This window comes from Pseudomonas sp. URMO17WK12:I6 (genome assembly GCF_003253625.1).
Lineage (GTDB): Bacteria > Pseudomonadota > Gammaproteobacteria > Pseudomonadales > Pseudomonadaceae > Aquipseudomonas.
The window spans coordinates 182,083-195,094 of the sequence record NZ_QKYZ01000009.1; the positions used below are offsets into that span (position 1 = coordinate 182,083).

Here is a 13,012-nt window from a genome sequence, read left to right on the forward strand (position 1 = left end):
GGTGTCATGCCGCCAAGAGGCAAGGATCAGCCTGGACGCTGATCGTTCCCCTGTGGCGAGGGAGCTTGCTCCCGCTGGGCTGCGCAGCAGCCCCAAAAATGACAACCGAATTATTGCAGGCAGATCGCGCAGGTAGGTTTTGCGGCCGCTTCGCGCCCGAGCGGGAGCAAGCTCCCTCGCCACAAAAGCCGCTTAGCCCGGCTCCTTGCCGACCTCATACTCGCGCAACTTATTGGCAATGGTGGTATGGGAAACCCCCAGTCGCTTGCCCAGTTGCCGACTGCTCGGATACTCGGAATACAAGCGCTCCAGCACGGCTTTCTCGAAGCGCCCGACAATCTCGTCCAGCCCACCCTCGAGGGAGAAATCGCCAAGCGGCTGACGCACGCCGTAGTCCGGCAGACGAATGTGCTCGGCTTTGACGGTGCCGCCATCGCACAGGGAAACCGCCTGAAACAGCACGTTCTCCAATTGCCGCACGTTACCCGGCCAGTGATAGTGACTGAGTCGTTCCATCGCCGCCGGCGCCAGCTTCGGCAGTGGGCAACCGATCTGTCGGCTGGCCTGATCGAGGAAGTGCTCCACCAGCGGCGCCAGTCCGTCGAGGCATTCGCGCAGTGGCGGGATGTGCAACGAAAGCACGTTCAAGCGGTGGTACAAATCCTGGCGAAATTCACCGCGAGCACACAGCTCGGACAAGTCCACCTGAGTCGCGCAGATCACCCGCACATCCAGATAGACCTCTTCATCGCTGCCGACACGACGGAAGCAACCGTCCTGCAGAAAGCGCAGTAATTTCACCTGCAAGCGCGGGCTCATTTCGCCGACGCCATCGAGAAACAACGTACCGCCCGCCGTCAGCTCCAGGAGCCCGAGCTTGCCTTCGGCCCGCGCCCCTTCGAAGGCGCCGGGGCCGTAGCCGAACAATTCGGTCTCGGCCATGGACTCTGGCAGGCCGGCGCAGTTGAGCGCCATCAGCGGTGATTGCCCACGCGGGCTCGCCAGGTGACAGGCCCGCGCCAACAACTCTTTGCCGGTGCCGGTTTCGCCTTCGATCAATAGCGGCGCATCTAGCGGTGCCATGCGCCGCGCTTCGCGAACCACCGCCGCCATCACTTTCGAGCTTTGGAAAATGCTGTCGAAGCCGCGCAACTCCTGTTTGCGCACGTTATAGATGCGCTCGCCCACCCGGTCCGCCCGGTGCAGCGTCAACACCGCACCGGCCATGGCCTCGCTTTCGTCATGCTCCGATTGCAGCGGCGCGATGTCGGCGAGAAACACGTCACCCTTGACCTTCACCCGCAAGCCGTTGATCCGCGACTTGTTGGCGCGCACCAGTTCCGGCAAGTCGAAGTCTTCGGCGTACCGCGACAGCGGAATCCCCGGCACCTCATCCACCCGCACCCCGAGCAATTGCGCCGCCGCACGGTTGGCCGCGACGATGGAACCGCCCATGTCGATCGACAGCACCGGAAACTCCAGGGCACCGAGCAAGGCATTGAGCTCCATGTGTCGACGCTCGCTGGGCATCAGCCCTACACGCTTGACGCCGAATACCCCACCAATCGCCTCGAACTTCGGCCGCAACGCCTGGAACTGAATGTTGATCAGGTTCGGACAGTGCAGATAGATCGCATTGCCATGCTCACCACCCACCTCGCCGCGAGCGACGTTGATCCCGTACTCGACCAACAGGTTGAGAATGTCGCGCAAGATACCGATGCGGTTCTGGCAGTGGACTTTGATACGCATATGAAGGCCCGTAACAGCGGTGATCGAGGCCCGGCGCAAGGAATTTTCTGCGCGAGCACCAAGTTAGTCGTCAAGATTATGTGACACCTGTAGGCCATTTCAAACCCGTAAATATCAATACTTGCGCCACAGCAGACAATACGTAACGAAAACTTTACGAAGAGCGCGGATTTTTCCTACGCAAGACGCGGATCACCTGCTGCAACACCGAACACCTTGGGGTATTTCTAGGTCCATAGCTGTACACACAACAAGAACGATTCCCCTAGCAGGAGAGCAGCATGAAGCAGACGCAATACGTGGCTCGCGAGCCCGATGCGCAAGGTTTTATCGACTACCCCGCTGAAGAACACGCGGTGTGGAATACGCTGATCACTCGCCAACTGAAAGTGGTCGAGGGTCGTGCATGCCAGGAATACCTGGACGGTATCGAAAAACTCGGTCTGCCCCACGACCGCATTCCGCAACTCGGCGAAATCAACAAAGTCCTCGGTGAAACCACCGGCTGGCAAGTTGCCCGGGTGCCCGCGCTGATTCCCTTCCAGACCTTTTTCGAATTGCTGGCGAACAAGCAGTTTCCGGTGGCGACCTTTATTCGTACCCGCGAAGAACTGGATTACCTGCAAGAGCCGGACATTTTCCACGAGATCTTCGGCCACTGCCCGTTGCTGACCAACTCCTGGTTCGCCGAATTCACCCACACCTACGGCAAACTCGGCCTACAGGCCTCCAAGGAAGAGCGCGTGTACCTGGCGCGTCTGTACTGGATGACCATCGAGTTCGGCCTGGTCGACACGCCGCAAGGCCTGCGCATCTATGGCGGCGGCATTCTGTCCTCGCCGAAAGAAACTGTTTACGCCCTGTCGGATGCGCCTGAGCATCAGGCCTTCGACCCACTGGAATGCATGCGTACGCCGTATCGCATCGACATTCTGCAGCCGCTGTACTTTGTCCTGCCGAACCTCAAGCGCCTGTTCGATCTGGCCCACGAAGACATCATGGGCATGGTCAAGCAAGGCATGCAGCTTGGGTTGCACGCACCGAAATTTCCGCCAAAAGCTGCGTGACCCGCGACTTTTGGCATCAAGTGAGTCTGTTACGGATCGCCGCTTTGCTTTAGCGTGGTCCCACTGACGACCGTTTTTCAAAACACTCGATTTCAGGAACACATCATGTCCACATTGAACCAAGCCCATTGCGAAGCCTGCCGCGCCGACGCCCCTCAGGTCAGCGACGAAGAACTGCCGATCCTGATCAAGCAGATCCCTGACTGGAACATCGAAGTGCGCGACGGTGTGATGCAGTTGGAAAAAGTTTTCCTGTTCAAGAACTTCAAGCACGCGCTGGCGTTCACCAACGCCGTTGGCGAAATCTCCGAGGCCGAAGGTCACCACCCGGGCCTGCTGACCGAGTGGGGCAAAGTCACCGTGACCTGGTGGAGCCACTCCATCAAGGGCCTGCACCGCAACGACTTCATCATGGCCGCGCGCACTGACGAAGTGGCCAAAGACGCCGAGGGCCGCAAATAATGCATTTCGACGCCATCGGCCGAGTACCCGGCGACCCGATTCTCGGCCTGATGGAGGCCTATGCGCAGGACCCTAACCCGCGCAAGTTCGACCTTGGCGTGGGTGTCTACAAAGACGCCCAGGGCCTGACGCCGATCCTTGAAGCGGTGAAGCTTGCCGAGCAGCGCCTGGTGGATCGCCAGGCCACCAAGACTTACATCGGCGGCCACGGCGATGCGGCGTTCGGCAAAGTCATCAACGAGCTTGTGCTGGGTGCTGATTCGGCGCTGATCGCCGAGCAACGGGCCGGCGTCACGCAAACGCCGGGCGGCACCGGTGCGCTGCGCTTGAGCGCCGACTTCATCGCCCAATGCCTGCCGGGCCGTGGCGTGTGGCTGAGCAGCCCGACCTGGCCGATCCACGAAACGATTTTCGCAACGGCCGGGGTCAAGGTCAGTCACTACCCGTACGTGGGCAGCGATAACCGTCTCGATGTCGAAGCGATGCTCGAAGTGCTCAATCAAGCACCGAAGGGCGATGTGGTGCTGCTGCACGCCTGCTGCCACAACCCGACCGGTTTCGACCTGTCCCATGACGATTGGCGCCGGGTGCTGGACGTGGTGCGCAGTCGCGACTTGCTGCCTCTGATCGACTTCGCCTATCAGGGCTTCGGCGATGGCCTGGAACAAGATGCCTGGTCGACCCGGTTGTTCGCCGCCGAGTTGCCGGAAGTGCTGATCACCAGTTCCTGCTCGAAAAACTTCGGCCTGTACCGCGACCGCACCGGTGCGCTGATTGTCTGCGCGCAAACCGCCGGCAAGCTGGTGGACATCCGCAGCCAACTGGCCAACATCGCCCGCAACCTGTGGTCGACACCGCCGGATCACGGCGCCGCCGTCGTCGCGACCATCCTTGGCGATCCAGAGCTGAAAAGCCGCTGGGCCGACGAAGTGGAAGCCATGCGTTTGCGCATCGCCCAGCTGCGCAGTGGCCTGGTCGAAGCGCTTGAACCCCACGGCTTGCGCGAGCGGTTTGCGCACATTGGCGTGCAACGCGGGATGTTTTCCTACACCGGTTTGTCGCCGGAGCAGGTCAAGCAACTGCGCGAACATCACAGTGTGTACATGGTCAGCTCGGGCCGGGCGAACGTGGCGGGGATCGATGCGACACGCCTGGACCTGCTGGCCGAGGCCATCGCTGACGTCTGCAAGTAACACGATGCAATGGCGAGCTCCCTGTGGCGAGGGAGCTTGCTCCCTCGCCACAGTGGGTCTTCGCCTCCTGCTGACCTGTCTAGACAATCCCATCCGTCGTAACAATTGGATATAAAGTCTATTTGTCATTTTTCCTGCTGTATCCTGCCCAGGCTTTTTTAAAAGCGCGGATCTACCAGATCTATCAACAGACTTAGCGAGGAGCGCGAAACATGCACGAGATCCCTAATCTCCCCTTCCCAAGCCTGCACGAAACTGAGCAGACAACCACGCAACAAGCCGGTGCCCAACAGCCCGAGCCGAAAGAAGCACCTGAACGCCGCCAGGCCGACAGAGAAGACTGATACACCTGCAATGCCAGACCGTGTGGAAAGCGCTAACATGCGCTTTCCACACTGCCTGAACCGCGAGCCCGCACCATGAGCGATGATTTCACTGAAGCCCAGGCCAGCGTCCTGATCGGCACCGCCGAGAAGATGATCGAGATCTGGAATCGCCTTTCCCCCGAGAAACAAGCCGCCCTGCTGGCCCGCTTCGGCAGCGAAGAAAATGCCCTGGCCGCCCTGGTCACGACGCAACTGGTCGCCCCCGCAAAATCCTGATTCATCCCGTTCGGCAATTAGTTTTACTTTTTCACGCCCTGCGACCGTCCACGCCGCTATCATAAGCAGCCTATCTATCCTGCTGCCCCGTGGACCTTTTACCCATGTCTGAAACCCAGCGCCCCCTGGCGGTCACGCTGCAAGTCGTTTCCATCGTCCTGTTCACTTTCATCGGTTACCTCAATATCGGTATTCCCCTGGCCGTATTGCCGGGCTACGTCCACAGCGACCTCGGCTTCGGCGCGGTGATCGCCGGGCTGGTGATCAGCGTGCAATACCTGGCCACCCTGCTCAGCCGGCCTTATGCCGGGCGCATCATCGATAACAAGGGCAGCAAACTGGCGGTGATGTATGGCCTCGCCGGCTGTGGTTTGAGCGGCGTGTTCATGCTGATTTCAGCCTGGACGCAAAGCCTGCCGATGCTGAGTTTGATCAGCCTGTTGATTGGCCGCCTGATACTCGGCAGCGCGGAAAGCCTGGTCGGCTCCGGGTCGATCGGCTGGGGCATCGGCCGGGTCGGCGCGGCGAACACCGCCAAGGTCATCTCCTGGAACGGCATCGCCAGTTACGGCGCGTTGGCGGTCGGCGCACCACTGGGGGTGCTGCTGGTGAGTCAATTGGGTTTGTGGAGCATGGGCGTGAGCATCATGCTGCTAGCGGTGCTGGGCGTGGCGCTGGCCTGGCCGAAAACCGCGGCGCCGATTGTCGCCGGCGAACGTTTGCCGTTCATGCATGTGCTGGGACGGTTGTTCCCTCATGGCTGCGGCCTGGCACTGGGCTCCATCGGCTTTGGCACCATCGCGACCTTCATCACCCTGTATTACGCTACTCAGCATTGGTCCAACGCGGTGCTGTCCCTGAGTTTGTTCGGCGCCAGTTTCATTGGCGCGCGACTACTGTTCGGCAACCTGATCAACCGCCTCGGCGGCTTTCGCGTGGCGATTGCCTGCCTCTCGGTGGAAACCCTCGGGCTGTTGCTACTGTGGCTGGCGCCGGATGCTCATTGGGCACTGGCCGGTGCGGCGCTGAGCGGTTTCGGCTTTTCGCTGGTGTTCCCGGCCTTGGGCGTGGAAGCGGTCAATCTGGTGCCGGCCTCCAGCCGTGGCGCAGCAGTTGGGGCCTATTCGCTGTTTATCGATTTGTCACTGGGGATTACCGGACCGCTGGCGGGTGCGATTGCTGCAGGATTCGGGTTTGCCTCGATCTTCCTGTTCGCCGCCCTCGCCGCCTTGAGCGGATTGATGTTGAGCGTTTACTTGTACCGACAGGCGCCCAAGTATCGGGAAGAGCGTGAAGCACGCTAAAAATCGACCTTGCCCCGCCCGGCCTTGATGCTGCCGCGCTTGGTCTTTGATTCGAGCCGACGCTTTTTCGAGCCCAGCGTCGGCTTGGTCGGACGGCGTTTCTTTTCCACTTTGGTAGCGCTGAGGATCAACTCGGTCAGACGCTCCAGCGCATCGGCGCGGTTCTGCTCCTGCGTGCGGTATTGCTGGGCCTTGATGATCAACACCCCTTCGCTGGTGATGCGACTGTCGCGCAACGCCAGCAGCCGTTCCTTGTAAAACTCGGGCAGGGACGAGGCCGGAATGTCGAAGCGCAGGTGCACCGCACTGGAGACCTTGTTGACGTTCTGCCCACCGGCGCCCTGGGCGCGAATGGCCGTCAACTCGATCTCGGCATCCGGCAGATGCACGTTGTTGGAAATCACCAGCATGGAAAAAGGTCCGGTATCAGGACCGCCAGAATACCCCGGCTTTCGCATCCTCCACAAAAAACCCGGCACTTTGGCCGGGTTTATCGTTTCTGCGCGTTGCGTTATTTCACCGCAACCTGCAACGCCTGCTGGGCGCTGCGCTTGTTTTTGATGCCGTAGCAGATCCACATGAACGCGACCCACACCGGAATCGCATACACCGAGACCTGGATGCCCGGGATCAGCAGCATCACGCCGAGGATGAACACCACGAACGCCAGGCAGATGTAGTTGCCGTACGGGTACCACAGGGCCTTGAACAGCGGCGTCTGCCGGGTCTTGTTCATGTGCTGGCGGAACTTGAAGTGCGAGAAGCTGATCATCGCCCAGTTGATCACCAGGGTCGCAACCACCAACGACATCAACAGTTCCAGCGCGTTTTGCGGGATCAGGTAGTTCAGCAACACCGCGATCAACGTCACAGCGGCCGACGCCAGGATCGAACGTACCGGCACGCCACGCTTGTCGATCTTCGACAAGGCTTTCGGCGCATCGCCCTGCTCGGCCATGCCCAGCAGCATGCGGCTGTTGCAGTAAGTACCGCTGTTGTACACCGACAGCGCCGCGGTCAGGACCACGAAGTTGAGGATATGCGCGGCGGTGTTGCTGCCGAGCATCGAGAACACCTGCACGAACGGGCTGCCGCTATAGGCATCGCCAGACGCATTCAGTGTCGTCAGCAGGCTGTCCCAAGGGGTCAGCGACAACAGGACCACCAGCGCACCGATGTAGAAAATCAGGATCCGGTAGATCACCTGGTTGATGGCTTTCGGGATCACGGTTTTCGGCTTGTCGGCTTCAGCGGCGGTGAAACCGAGCATTTCCAGGCCACCGAAGGAAAACATGATGATCGCCATGGCCATCACCAGACCGCTGACACCGTTCGGGAAGAAGCCACCGTGGGACCACAGGTTGGTTACCGAGGCTTGCGGGCCGCCGTTACCGCTGACCAGCAAATAGCTGCCCAGGGCAATCATACCGACGATCGCCACGACCTTGATGATCGCGAACCAGAACTCGGCCTCACCGAAGACTTTGACGTTGGCCAGGTTGATCGCGTTGATCAGCACAAAGAACGCAGCAGCGGAGACCCAGGTCGGGATATCCGGCGCCCAGTAGTGGATGTATTTGCCGACCGCGGTCAGCTCCGACATGCCCACCAGGATGTACAGAATCCAGCAGTTCCAGCCCGACAGGAAACCGGCAAAACCGCCCCAGTATTTATGCGCGAAGTGGCTGAAGGAACCGGCCACCGGCTCTTCGACGATCATCTCGCCCAGCTGGCGCATGATCATGAAGGCGATGAAGCCGCAAATGGCGTAGCCGAGAATCATCGACGGGCCGGCGGATTTGAGCACGCCGGCCGAGCCGAGGAACAACCCGGTACCGATCGCGCCACCGAGGGCGATCAGTTGAATATGGCGATTTTTCAGGCCGCGTTTAAGCTCGCCTGAATGCGAGTTTTGTCCACTCATGAAAAGGGTCTCACGCAAGGTTTGATGATGTTCGGTAGACGTTGCTGCAAGGTTGCGATTTCAAGCAGCGCCGATCAAACCCCAGCGCAGGCACCAGGAGTTCAGCGTTTTTACGACAGTCATGCGTCACCTGTTTGTTTTTATCTGTGACGAAATCGAACCCGACACGCTCGTGACGCGGCGGAGTGAACAAGGCGGATAGCCTTGAGGTTTGCGCTGTTGCGCAGAGGGTCACAGTTAAAACGCGGCGCATTGTACACCGCTAACCCCCTGCTGCCAGACACCGCTGGATCAGCGCGTCGGTTGCCGGGATTGCCTGTGTCCGCCTCGAAGGTCTCGGGCGGCTGCAAAAATTGAGTCAGACCTTTGCAGGTCTTCGACGGGGGCAGCGGAAAAATCGCCCCACGGAGAGAGATGGAGATGAGTCACGGCGTTCATTGCGCCTCCTTCTTGTTATGCACCTGCACGACAGGCATGGGGCGCATCTCACCTTTCAATCGAGGCTGAGACAAGCGCGCCAGAGCCCTTGAACAGCACCATCGTGGCGGCGGACGGCAGGTTTTCCTTACAGCCCTTTCCACAGCGGCATTCCATGGGGTTTGAGCACGCTTTTCGTAAGGATTTATTTACAGCGCGTAACGCATGCTTTCCAAATCAGATCCAGAGAGCCGTCGACTGTAAATTGACGATAGGAAGCTTCCTAAGGAGTTTCCGACTTAGTTTTCTGTTTTTTATTAGAAAATTTACTTTTTTTAAAATGGAATAATTAGTTCAAATGAAAATTGTTTAATTATTTTTTTGCAATTCAAAAACCTGTGAACTAGGTTTTCAGCGACTTGCCGAGCCGCATCGACCGGCAAGTTGACGCGCTCTTCAATGAATGAAAAACGCGCCACTGTTCTTACCGAAGCTGTTCTTACCGTAAAAGTCATCTAGGAGATTCACCATGCAAGCACTGGACAAAGACTTGGACACTGAACTGCAACTCGACGATTGGTTTGAAGCACCGACCCATGAAGCCGCCGTTGAAATGATGCAAGCCGACGCGGTTGTTCCGTTCGGCACGGCGATGTGGCCTCTGTAAGACATCCCGGCGGGCATGATCCGGCCGGTCGTGCCCGCCACTTACCAGGTTTGTCAGGGAGGACTCCATGGATAAGCAGCGTGCCATCTCGCATTTCCTTTACTACCTCGAACATCACCCAGCCGTTGCCGGCATCAAACCGGCGAAGGTCTTGCTCGGCCATACCGCTGATTACGAGGCGCTGACCGGCGCCATCGTCGAACAGGCCGGCAACAGCCCAAGGTTCGCCTTCAGCGCGATGCGTCTGGACCTCGAACCCACCGAATTGCTGGCCCAGGCGATTGCAGACAGCGATCTGTACATTTTCTTCTACGACTCTTCCACCCTGCCCAACCCGCGTCCCGACGGCCCGGACTTTGTCCGCGCGCTGCAAGGCGTGATGGCGGAAAACTGGAAGAAGTCGCTGCTGTTCAAGGATTACGGCGATTACTTCTACGACACGTTCAGTGTCACCCCGCAGCGGATTGCCGGGTTGAACAGCCACTTGATCCAGCGCATGTCCCAGGCCACCACTTTAAGTTTCAAAGATGAGCATGGCTCGTGGTTCGAAACACCGTTGAGCAGTATCAAGAAGTGGACCGACATCAATGGTGTCGGCAACTTCGACCTGGCGCCCGGCGAGATTGCCACCCATAGCGAGGCGATTAATGGCCGGGTCAAGTTCATGGGGACGTTCCTCAGCACGATTCCGTTTGCCCGCAAGTACGGCGTACTCGCGTCACCACTGGAGTTGTGGATCGAGAACTCGACCATCAGCAAAATCGCCACCGATGTGCCGGGACTGGAACATGACTTCAACAAGTACCTGGACGCCAATCCGTCCAATCGACGCATCGAGGAGTTGGGGATCGGTACCAACGAAGGTGTGAAAGAGTTGTATGCGCGCAATGCCGGGTTCGAAGAGCGCCATTGCGGTTTGCACTTGGGGTTGGGCGGAGGCGCCAAGGGCAGCCATCATCTGGACCTGATCTTCTCTGGCGGCGTGTTGGCGCTGGATGATGAGCCGGTGTTTGATAGGCGGTTTGTCTTCTGAACAACACCGCCCCCTGTGGCGAGGGAGCAAGCTCCCTCGCCACAACGCCACCTGCATATTGAAAACCGGTTCTGCCAGACACAAAAAAACGCCATCCCGAGGGATGGCGTTTTTTATGCTGCGCTTACCGATTACTCAGGCTTGCGACGACCGAAGCCCGGACGCTGGCCGGAGCCGGCTGGCGCACCGCGGCGCTTGCCCGATGGCGCGTCCTTGTCGACCAGCACGATGCCTGGGCGTTTCTTCGGCGCCGGTTTGGCCGGGCGCTTGGTGTCGGCCGGGCGGTCTGCCACCGGCGTACCACGGCCGGCAGGCGCACCGCGATCGCTACGACCACCGGACGGAGCGCCACGGCCTTCGCCACGCTCAGTACGACCGTTGGCCGGACGCGGCGTGCGTGGACCGCGCTCGCCGTCCTGGCGTGGCGCTGGCTTGCGGGCCGGGCGCTCGCCTTCGATCTGCGGCTCACGAGATGGACGCGGGCCGGCAGCTGGAGCGCCAGCGGCTGGACGCAAGGTCCGTACGCGTTCGGTCTTGCCCACCGGGCGGGACGATTTGCGCTGCATACGCTCGAGCTTGTCTTTGCTCTTGGCGTTCATTTGCGGCATCGCCACCGGCGTCAGGCCGACTTCAGCACTCAGAATGTCGACTTCCTGCTGGCTCATTTCGCGCCAGCGACCCATCGGCAGGTCGGAGTTGAGGAACACCGGACCGAAACGCACGCGCTTCAGACGGCTGACCACCAGGCCCTGGGATTCCCACAGACGACGAACTTCGCGGTTACGACCTTCCATCACCACGCAGTGGTACCAGTGGTTGAAACCTTCGCCACCTGGTGCCTGCTTGATGTCGGTGAATTTGGCCGGGCCGTCTTCGAGCACCACGCCTGCCTTCAGACGCTCGATCATCTCGTCGTCGACTTCACCACGTACACGGACGGCGTATTCACGGTCCATTTCGTAGGACGGGTGCATCAGGCGGTTGGCCAGCTCACCGTCGGTGGTGAACATCAGCAGACCTGTGGTGTTGATGTCCAGGCGCCCGATGTTGATCCAGCGACCTTCTTTCGGGCGCGGCATCTTGTCGAACACGGTCGGACGGCCTTCCGGGTCGTCACGGGTGCAGATTTCACCGTCGGGTTTGTTGTACATGATCACGCGGCGTACCGACTCGGCAGCTTCTTCGCGCTTGATCACCTTGCCATCGATGGTGATGGCGTCATGCAGGTCGACGCGCAGGCCGAGGGTGGCGTCTTTGCCATTGACCTTGATGCGGCCGTGGCTGATCCAGGCTTCTACGTCACGGCGCGAGCCGACGCCGATACGGGCGAGGACTTTCTGCAGTTTTTCGCCTGCTGGGCCGATTTCCTGGTCGTCTTTCTGGTCGTTGATACTCATCTGGGCACCTCCCGGTGTGATCAAGTTCAGGCCTTGGCCTGAAGATGTGAAATCTGGTCGTTTGACGAAGGGATCGTCAAAGGGTCGCGAATCATACGCTCATGGAAGCGTTCGCGCATCAGAGACTAGCTGATCGACCGTCGGTTATTAGTTTTTCCGCCGGCCGGCGGTGGCTGCGATCTTTTGGCGGACCTCAATCCTCGAACTGGCGGCGTTCGGCCTCGATCGCTTCGGCCAGGGCACGGGCTTCGGCTTCTTCGTCGCTCAGTTCAGGTTCGGGCTTGGGTTGTTCAAGCGCGGCAACCGCGGCCAGCAGTTTCTCGCGAGCCTCGGCAACGCCAAGAATGTCATCCTCAGGTTCTGGTTCCTGCTTTTCTTCGTCAGCAACTGATGCCTCAACCTGAAGCTCTACCTCGACTTCCGGCTCCGGCTCCGGCTGCTCCGATACCTCTTCAGTCTCGGTCAACTCGCCATCGCGCAACAAATCGTCGAAATCGGTCTTGAGCCCCTCCTCCATCGTGTCCAGCTCCAGCAACAGCGTGTGGAAGCTGGTTTCTTCCTTGGGCTCTTCCGGCTCGGCGCTGGCATCTGCCAATTCTTGCAACCCGGCCGGCACCGGTGCGTCGTCGAACTCGAGCATCGGCTCGGGTTCCAGCTCGCGCAGCTCGGCCAGCGGCGGCAGGTCGTCGAGGTTCTTCAGGTTGAAGTGATCGAGAAACGCCTTGGTGGTGGCGAACATTGCCGGTTTGCCGGGCACATCACGGTAACCGACGATGCGGATCCACTCTCGCTCCAGCAGGGTTTTGACGATGTGGCTATTGACCGCCACGCCGCGCACGTCTTCGATCTCGCCCCGGGTGATCGGTTGGCGATAGGCAATCAGGGCCATGGTTTCGAGCATGGCGCGCGAGTAACGCTGCGGCCGTTCTTCCCACAGGCGCCCGACCCACGGCGCGAACTTTTCGCGGATCTGCAGGCGATACCCGGAGGCGACTTCCTTCAGTTCGAAGGCTCGGCCGTCGCAGGATTTGCCCAGAATCGTCAGCGCTTTCTTGAAAACCGCTGGTTCGGGCCGCTCGCCTTCTTCGAAGAGTTCGAACAGGCGCTCAAGCGATTGCGGTTTTCCCGAGGCCAACAGAAAGGCTTCAAGCAGTGGCGCCAGCTCGCGGGGTTCAGTCAGGTTCATGATTCAAC

The 13,012-nt window shown here is 59.8% G+C and carries 13 protein-coding genes; 8 read left to right on the forward strand and 5 right to left on the reverse strand.

The window, feature by feature from the left end:
- Nucleotides 1-192 precede the first annotated feature (192 nt).
- A complete protein-coding gene (locus F475_RS18140; protein ID WP_111454412.1) occupies nt 193-1,752 on the reverse strand; it encodes a sigma-54-dependent transcriptional regulator in 1,560 nt (519 codons plus the stop codon).
- Between the two features lie 281 nt (nt 1,753-2,033).
- Here F475_RS18140 and phhA point away from each other — a divergent pair, with 281 nt between their 5' ends.
- The 6 genes from phhA (at nt 2,034) to F475_RS18165 (ending at nt 6,380) form a co-directional block, all read left to right on the forward strand.
- Nucleotides 2,034-2,819 carry a phenylalanine 4-monooxygenase gene (gene phhA / locus F475_RS18145; RefSeq protein ID WP_111454413.1) on the forward strand — a complete coding sequence of 262 codons (786 nt, stop codon included), beginning with the start codon at nt 2,034-2,036 and terminating at the stop codon, nt 2,817-2,819.
- A gap of 105 nt (nt 2,820-2,924) precedes the next feature.
- Nucleotides 2,925-3,281, forward strand: a complete 357-nt coding sequence (locus F475_RS18150) for a 4a-hydroxytetrahydrobiopterin dehydratase (protein WP_018929944.1) — start codon at nt 2,925-2,927, stop codon at nt 3,279-3,281.
- Nucleotides 3,281-4,474: an amino acid aminotransferase gene (locus F475_RS18155; RefSeq protein ID WP_018929943.1), complete on the forward strand. Its 1,194-nt coding sequence runs from the start codon at nt 3,281-3,283 to the stop codon at nt 4,472-4,474. The genes F475_RS18150 and F475_RS18155 overlap by 1 nt, the downstream gene beginning before the upstream one ends.
- A 212-nt stretch (nt 4,475-4,686) precedes the next feature.
- Entirely contained in the window at nt 4,687-4,818 is a 132-nt protein-coding gene (locus F475_RS30755) for a hypothetical protein (protein ID WP_007938543.1), read from the forward strand.
- Nucleotides 4,819-4,893: 75 nt separating this feature from the next.
- Nucleotides 4,894-5,076 (forward strand): hypothetical protein, encoded by a 183-nt coding sequence (locus F475_RS18160; protein WP_007938541.1) that lies wholly within the window; start codon nt 4,894-4,896, stop codon nt 5,074-5,076.
- A gap of 104 nt (nt 5,077-5,180) precedes the next feature.
- The gene (locus F475_RS18165; protein ID WP_111454414.1) at nt 5,181-6,380 is read left to right on the forward strand and encodes an MFS transporter; all 1,200 of its coding nucleotides are present in this window, start codon (nt 5,181-5,183) and stop codon (nt 6,378-6,380) included.
- Here the strand turns inward: F475_RS18165 and arfB are convergent.
- Both arfB and F475_RS18175 read right to left on the reverse strand, forming a co-directional pair.
- Complete coding sequence (gene arfB, locus F475_RS18170; RefSeq protein ID WP_007938537.1) at nt 6,377-6,790, reverse strand: alternative ribosome rescue aminoacyl-tRNA hydrolase ArfB; 414 nt, start codon at nt 6,788-6,790, stop codon at nt 6,377-6,379. The two genes, F475_RS18165 and arfB, sit on opposite strands and share 4 nt — an antisense overlap.
- A gap of 101 nt (nt 6,791-6,891) precedes the next feature.
- Entirely contained in the window at nt 6,892-8,304 is a 1,413-nt protein-coding gene (locus F475_RS18175; protein ID WP_064619561.1) for an amino acid permease, read from the reverse strand.
- Nucleotides 8,305-9,250: 946 nt separating this feature from the next.
- Here F475_RS18175 and F475_RS30485 point away from each other — a divergent pair.
- Both F475_RS30485 and F475_RS18185 read left to right on the forward strand, forming a co-directional pair.
- A complete protein-coding gene (locus F475_RS30485; RefSeq protein ID WP_007938535.1) occupies nt 9,251-9,388 on the forward strand; it encodes a hypothetical protein in 138 nt (45 codons plus the stop codon).
- 67 nt (nt 9,389-9,455) lie between these two features.
- Nucleotides 9,456-10,421 carry a leucyl aminopeptidase gene (locus tag F475_RS18185; RefSeq protein WP_111454415.1) on the forward strand — a complete coding sequence of 322 codons (966 nt, stop codon included), beginning with the start codon at nt 9,456-9,458 and terminating at the stop codon, nt 10,419-10,421.
- A 131-nt stretch (nt 10,422-10,552) separates the two neighbouring features.
- Here the strand turns inward: F475_RS18185 and rluB are convergent, their stop codons facing one another.
- Together rluB and scpB are read right to left on the reverse strand one after the other, a co-directional pair.
- Complete coding sequence (rluB, locus tag F475_RS18190; RefSeq protein ID WP_018929938.1) at nt 10,553-11,818, reverse strand: 23S rRNA pseudouridine(2605) synthase RluB; 1,266 nt, start codon at nt 11,816-11,818, stop codon at nt 10,553-10,555.
- Nucleotides 11,819-12,011: 193 nt separating this feature from the next.
- Nucleotides 12,012-13,004, reverse strand: a complete 993-nt coding sequence (gene scpB, locus F475_RS18195) for an SMC-Scp complex subunit ScpB (protein ID WP_111454416.1) — start codon at nt 13,002-13,004, stop codon at nt 12,012-12,014.
- Between the last annotated feature and the right edge of the window lie 8 nt (nt 13,005-13,012).

Bases quoted from the DNA above. Each gene is read 5' to 3' on its own strand.
- F475_RS18140 (WP_111454412.1), bottom strand. From the start codon at position 1,752: ATGCGTATCAAAGTCCACTGCCAGAACCGCATCGGTATCTTGCGCGAC.
- phhA (WP_111454413.1), top strand. From the start codon at position 2,034: ATGAAGCAGACGCAATACGTGGCTCGCGAGCCCGATGCGCAAGGTTTT.
- F475_RS18150 (WP_018929944.1), top strand. From the start codon at position 2,925: ATGTCCACATTGAACCAAGCCCATTGCGAAGCCTGCCGCGCCGACGCC.
- F475_RS18155 (WP_018929943.1), top strand. From the start codon at position 3,281: ATGCATTTCGACGCCATCGGCCGAGTACCCGGCGACCCGATTCTCGGC.
- F475_RS30755 (WP_007938543.1), top strand. From the start codon at position 4,687: ATGCACGAGATCCCTAATCTCCCCTTCCCAAGCCTGCACGAAACTGAG.
- F475_RS18160 (WP_007938541.1), top strand. From the start codon at position 4,894: ATGAGCGATGATTTCACTGAAGCCCAGGCCAGCGTCCTGATCGGCACC.
- F475_RS18165 (WP_111454414.1), top strand. From the start codon at position 5,181: ATGTCTGAAACCCAGCGCCCCCTGGCGGTCACGCTGCAAGTCGTTTCC.
- arfB (WP_007938537.1), bottom strand. From the start codon at position 6,790: ATGCTGGTGATTTCCAACAACGTGCATCTGCCGGATGCCGAGATCGAG.
- F475_RS18175 (WP_064619561.1), bottom strand. From the start codon at position 8,304: ATGAGTGGACAAAACTCGCATTCAGGCGAGCTTAAACGCGGCCTGAAA.
- F475_RS30485 (WP_007938535.1), top strand. From the start codon at position 9,251: ATGCAAGCACTGGACAAAGACTTGGACACTGAACTGCAACTCGACGAT.
- F475_RS18185 (WP_111454415.1), top strand. From the start codon at position 9,456: ATGGATAAGCAGCGTGCCATCTCGCATTTCCTTTACTACCTCGAACAT.
- rluB (WP_018929938.1), bottom strand. From the start codon at position 11,818: ATGAGTATCAACGACCAGAAAGACGACCAGGAAATCGGCCCAGCAGGC.
- scpB (WP_111454416.1), bottom strand. From the start codon at position 13,004: ATGAACCTGACTGAACCCCGCGAGCTGGCGCCACTGCTTGAAGCCTTT.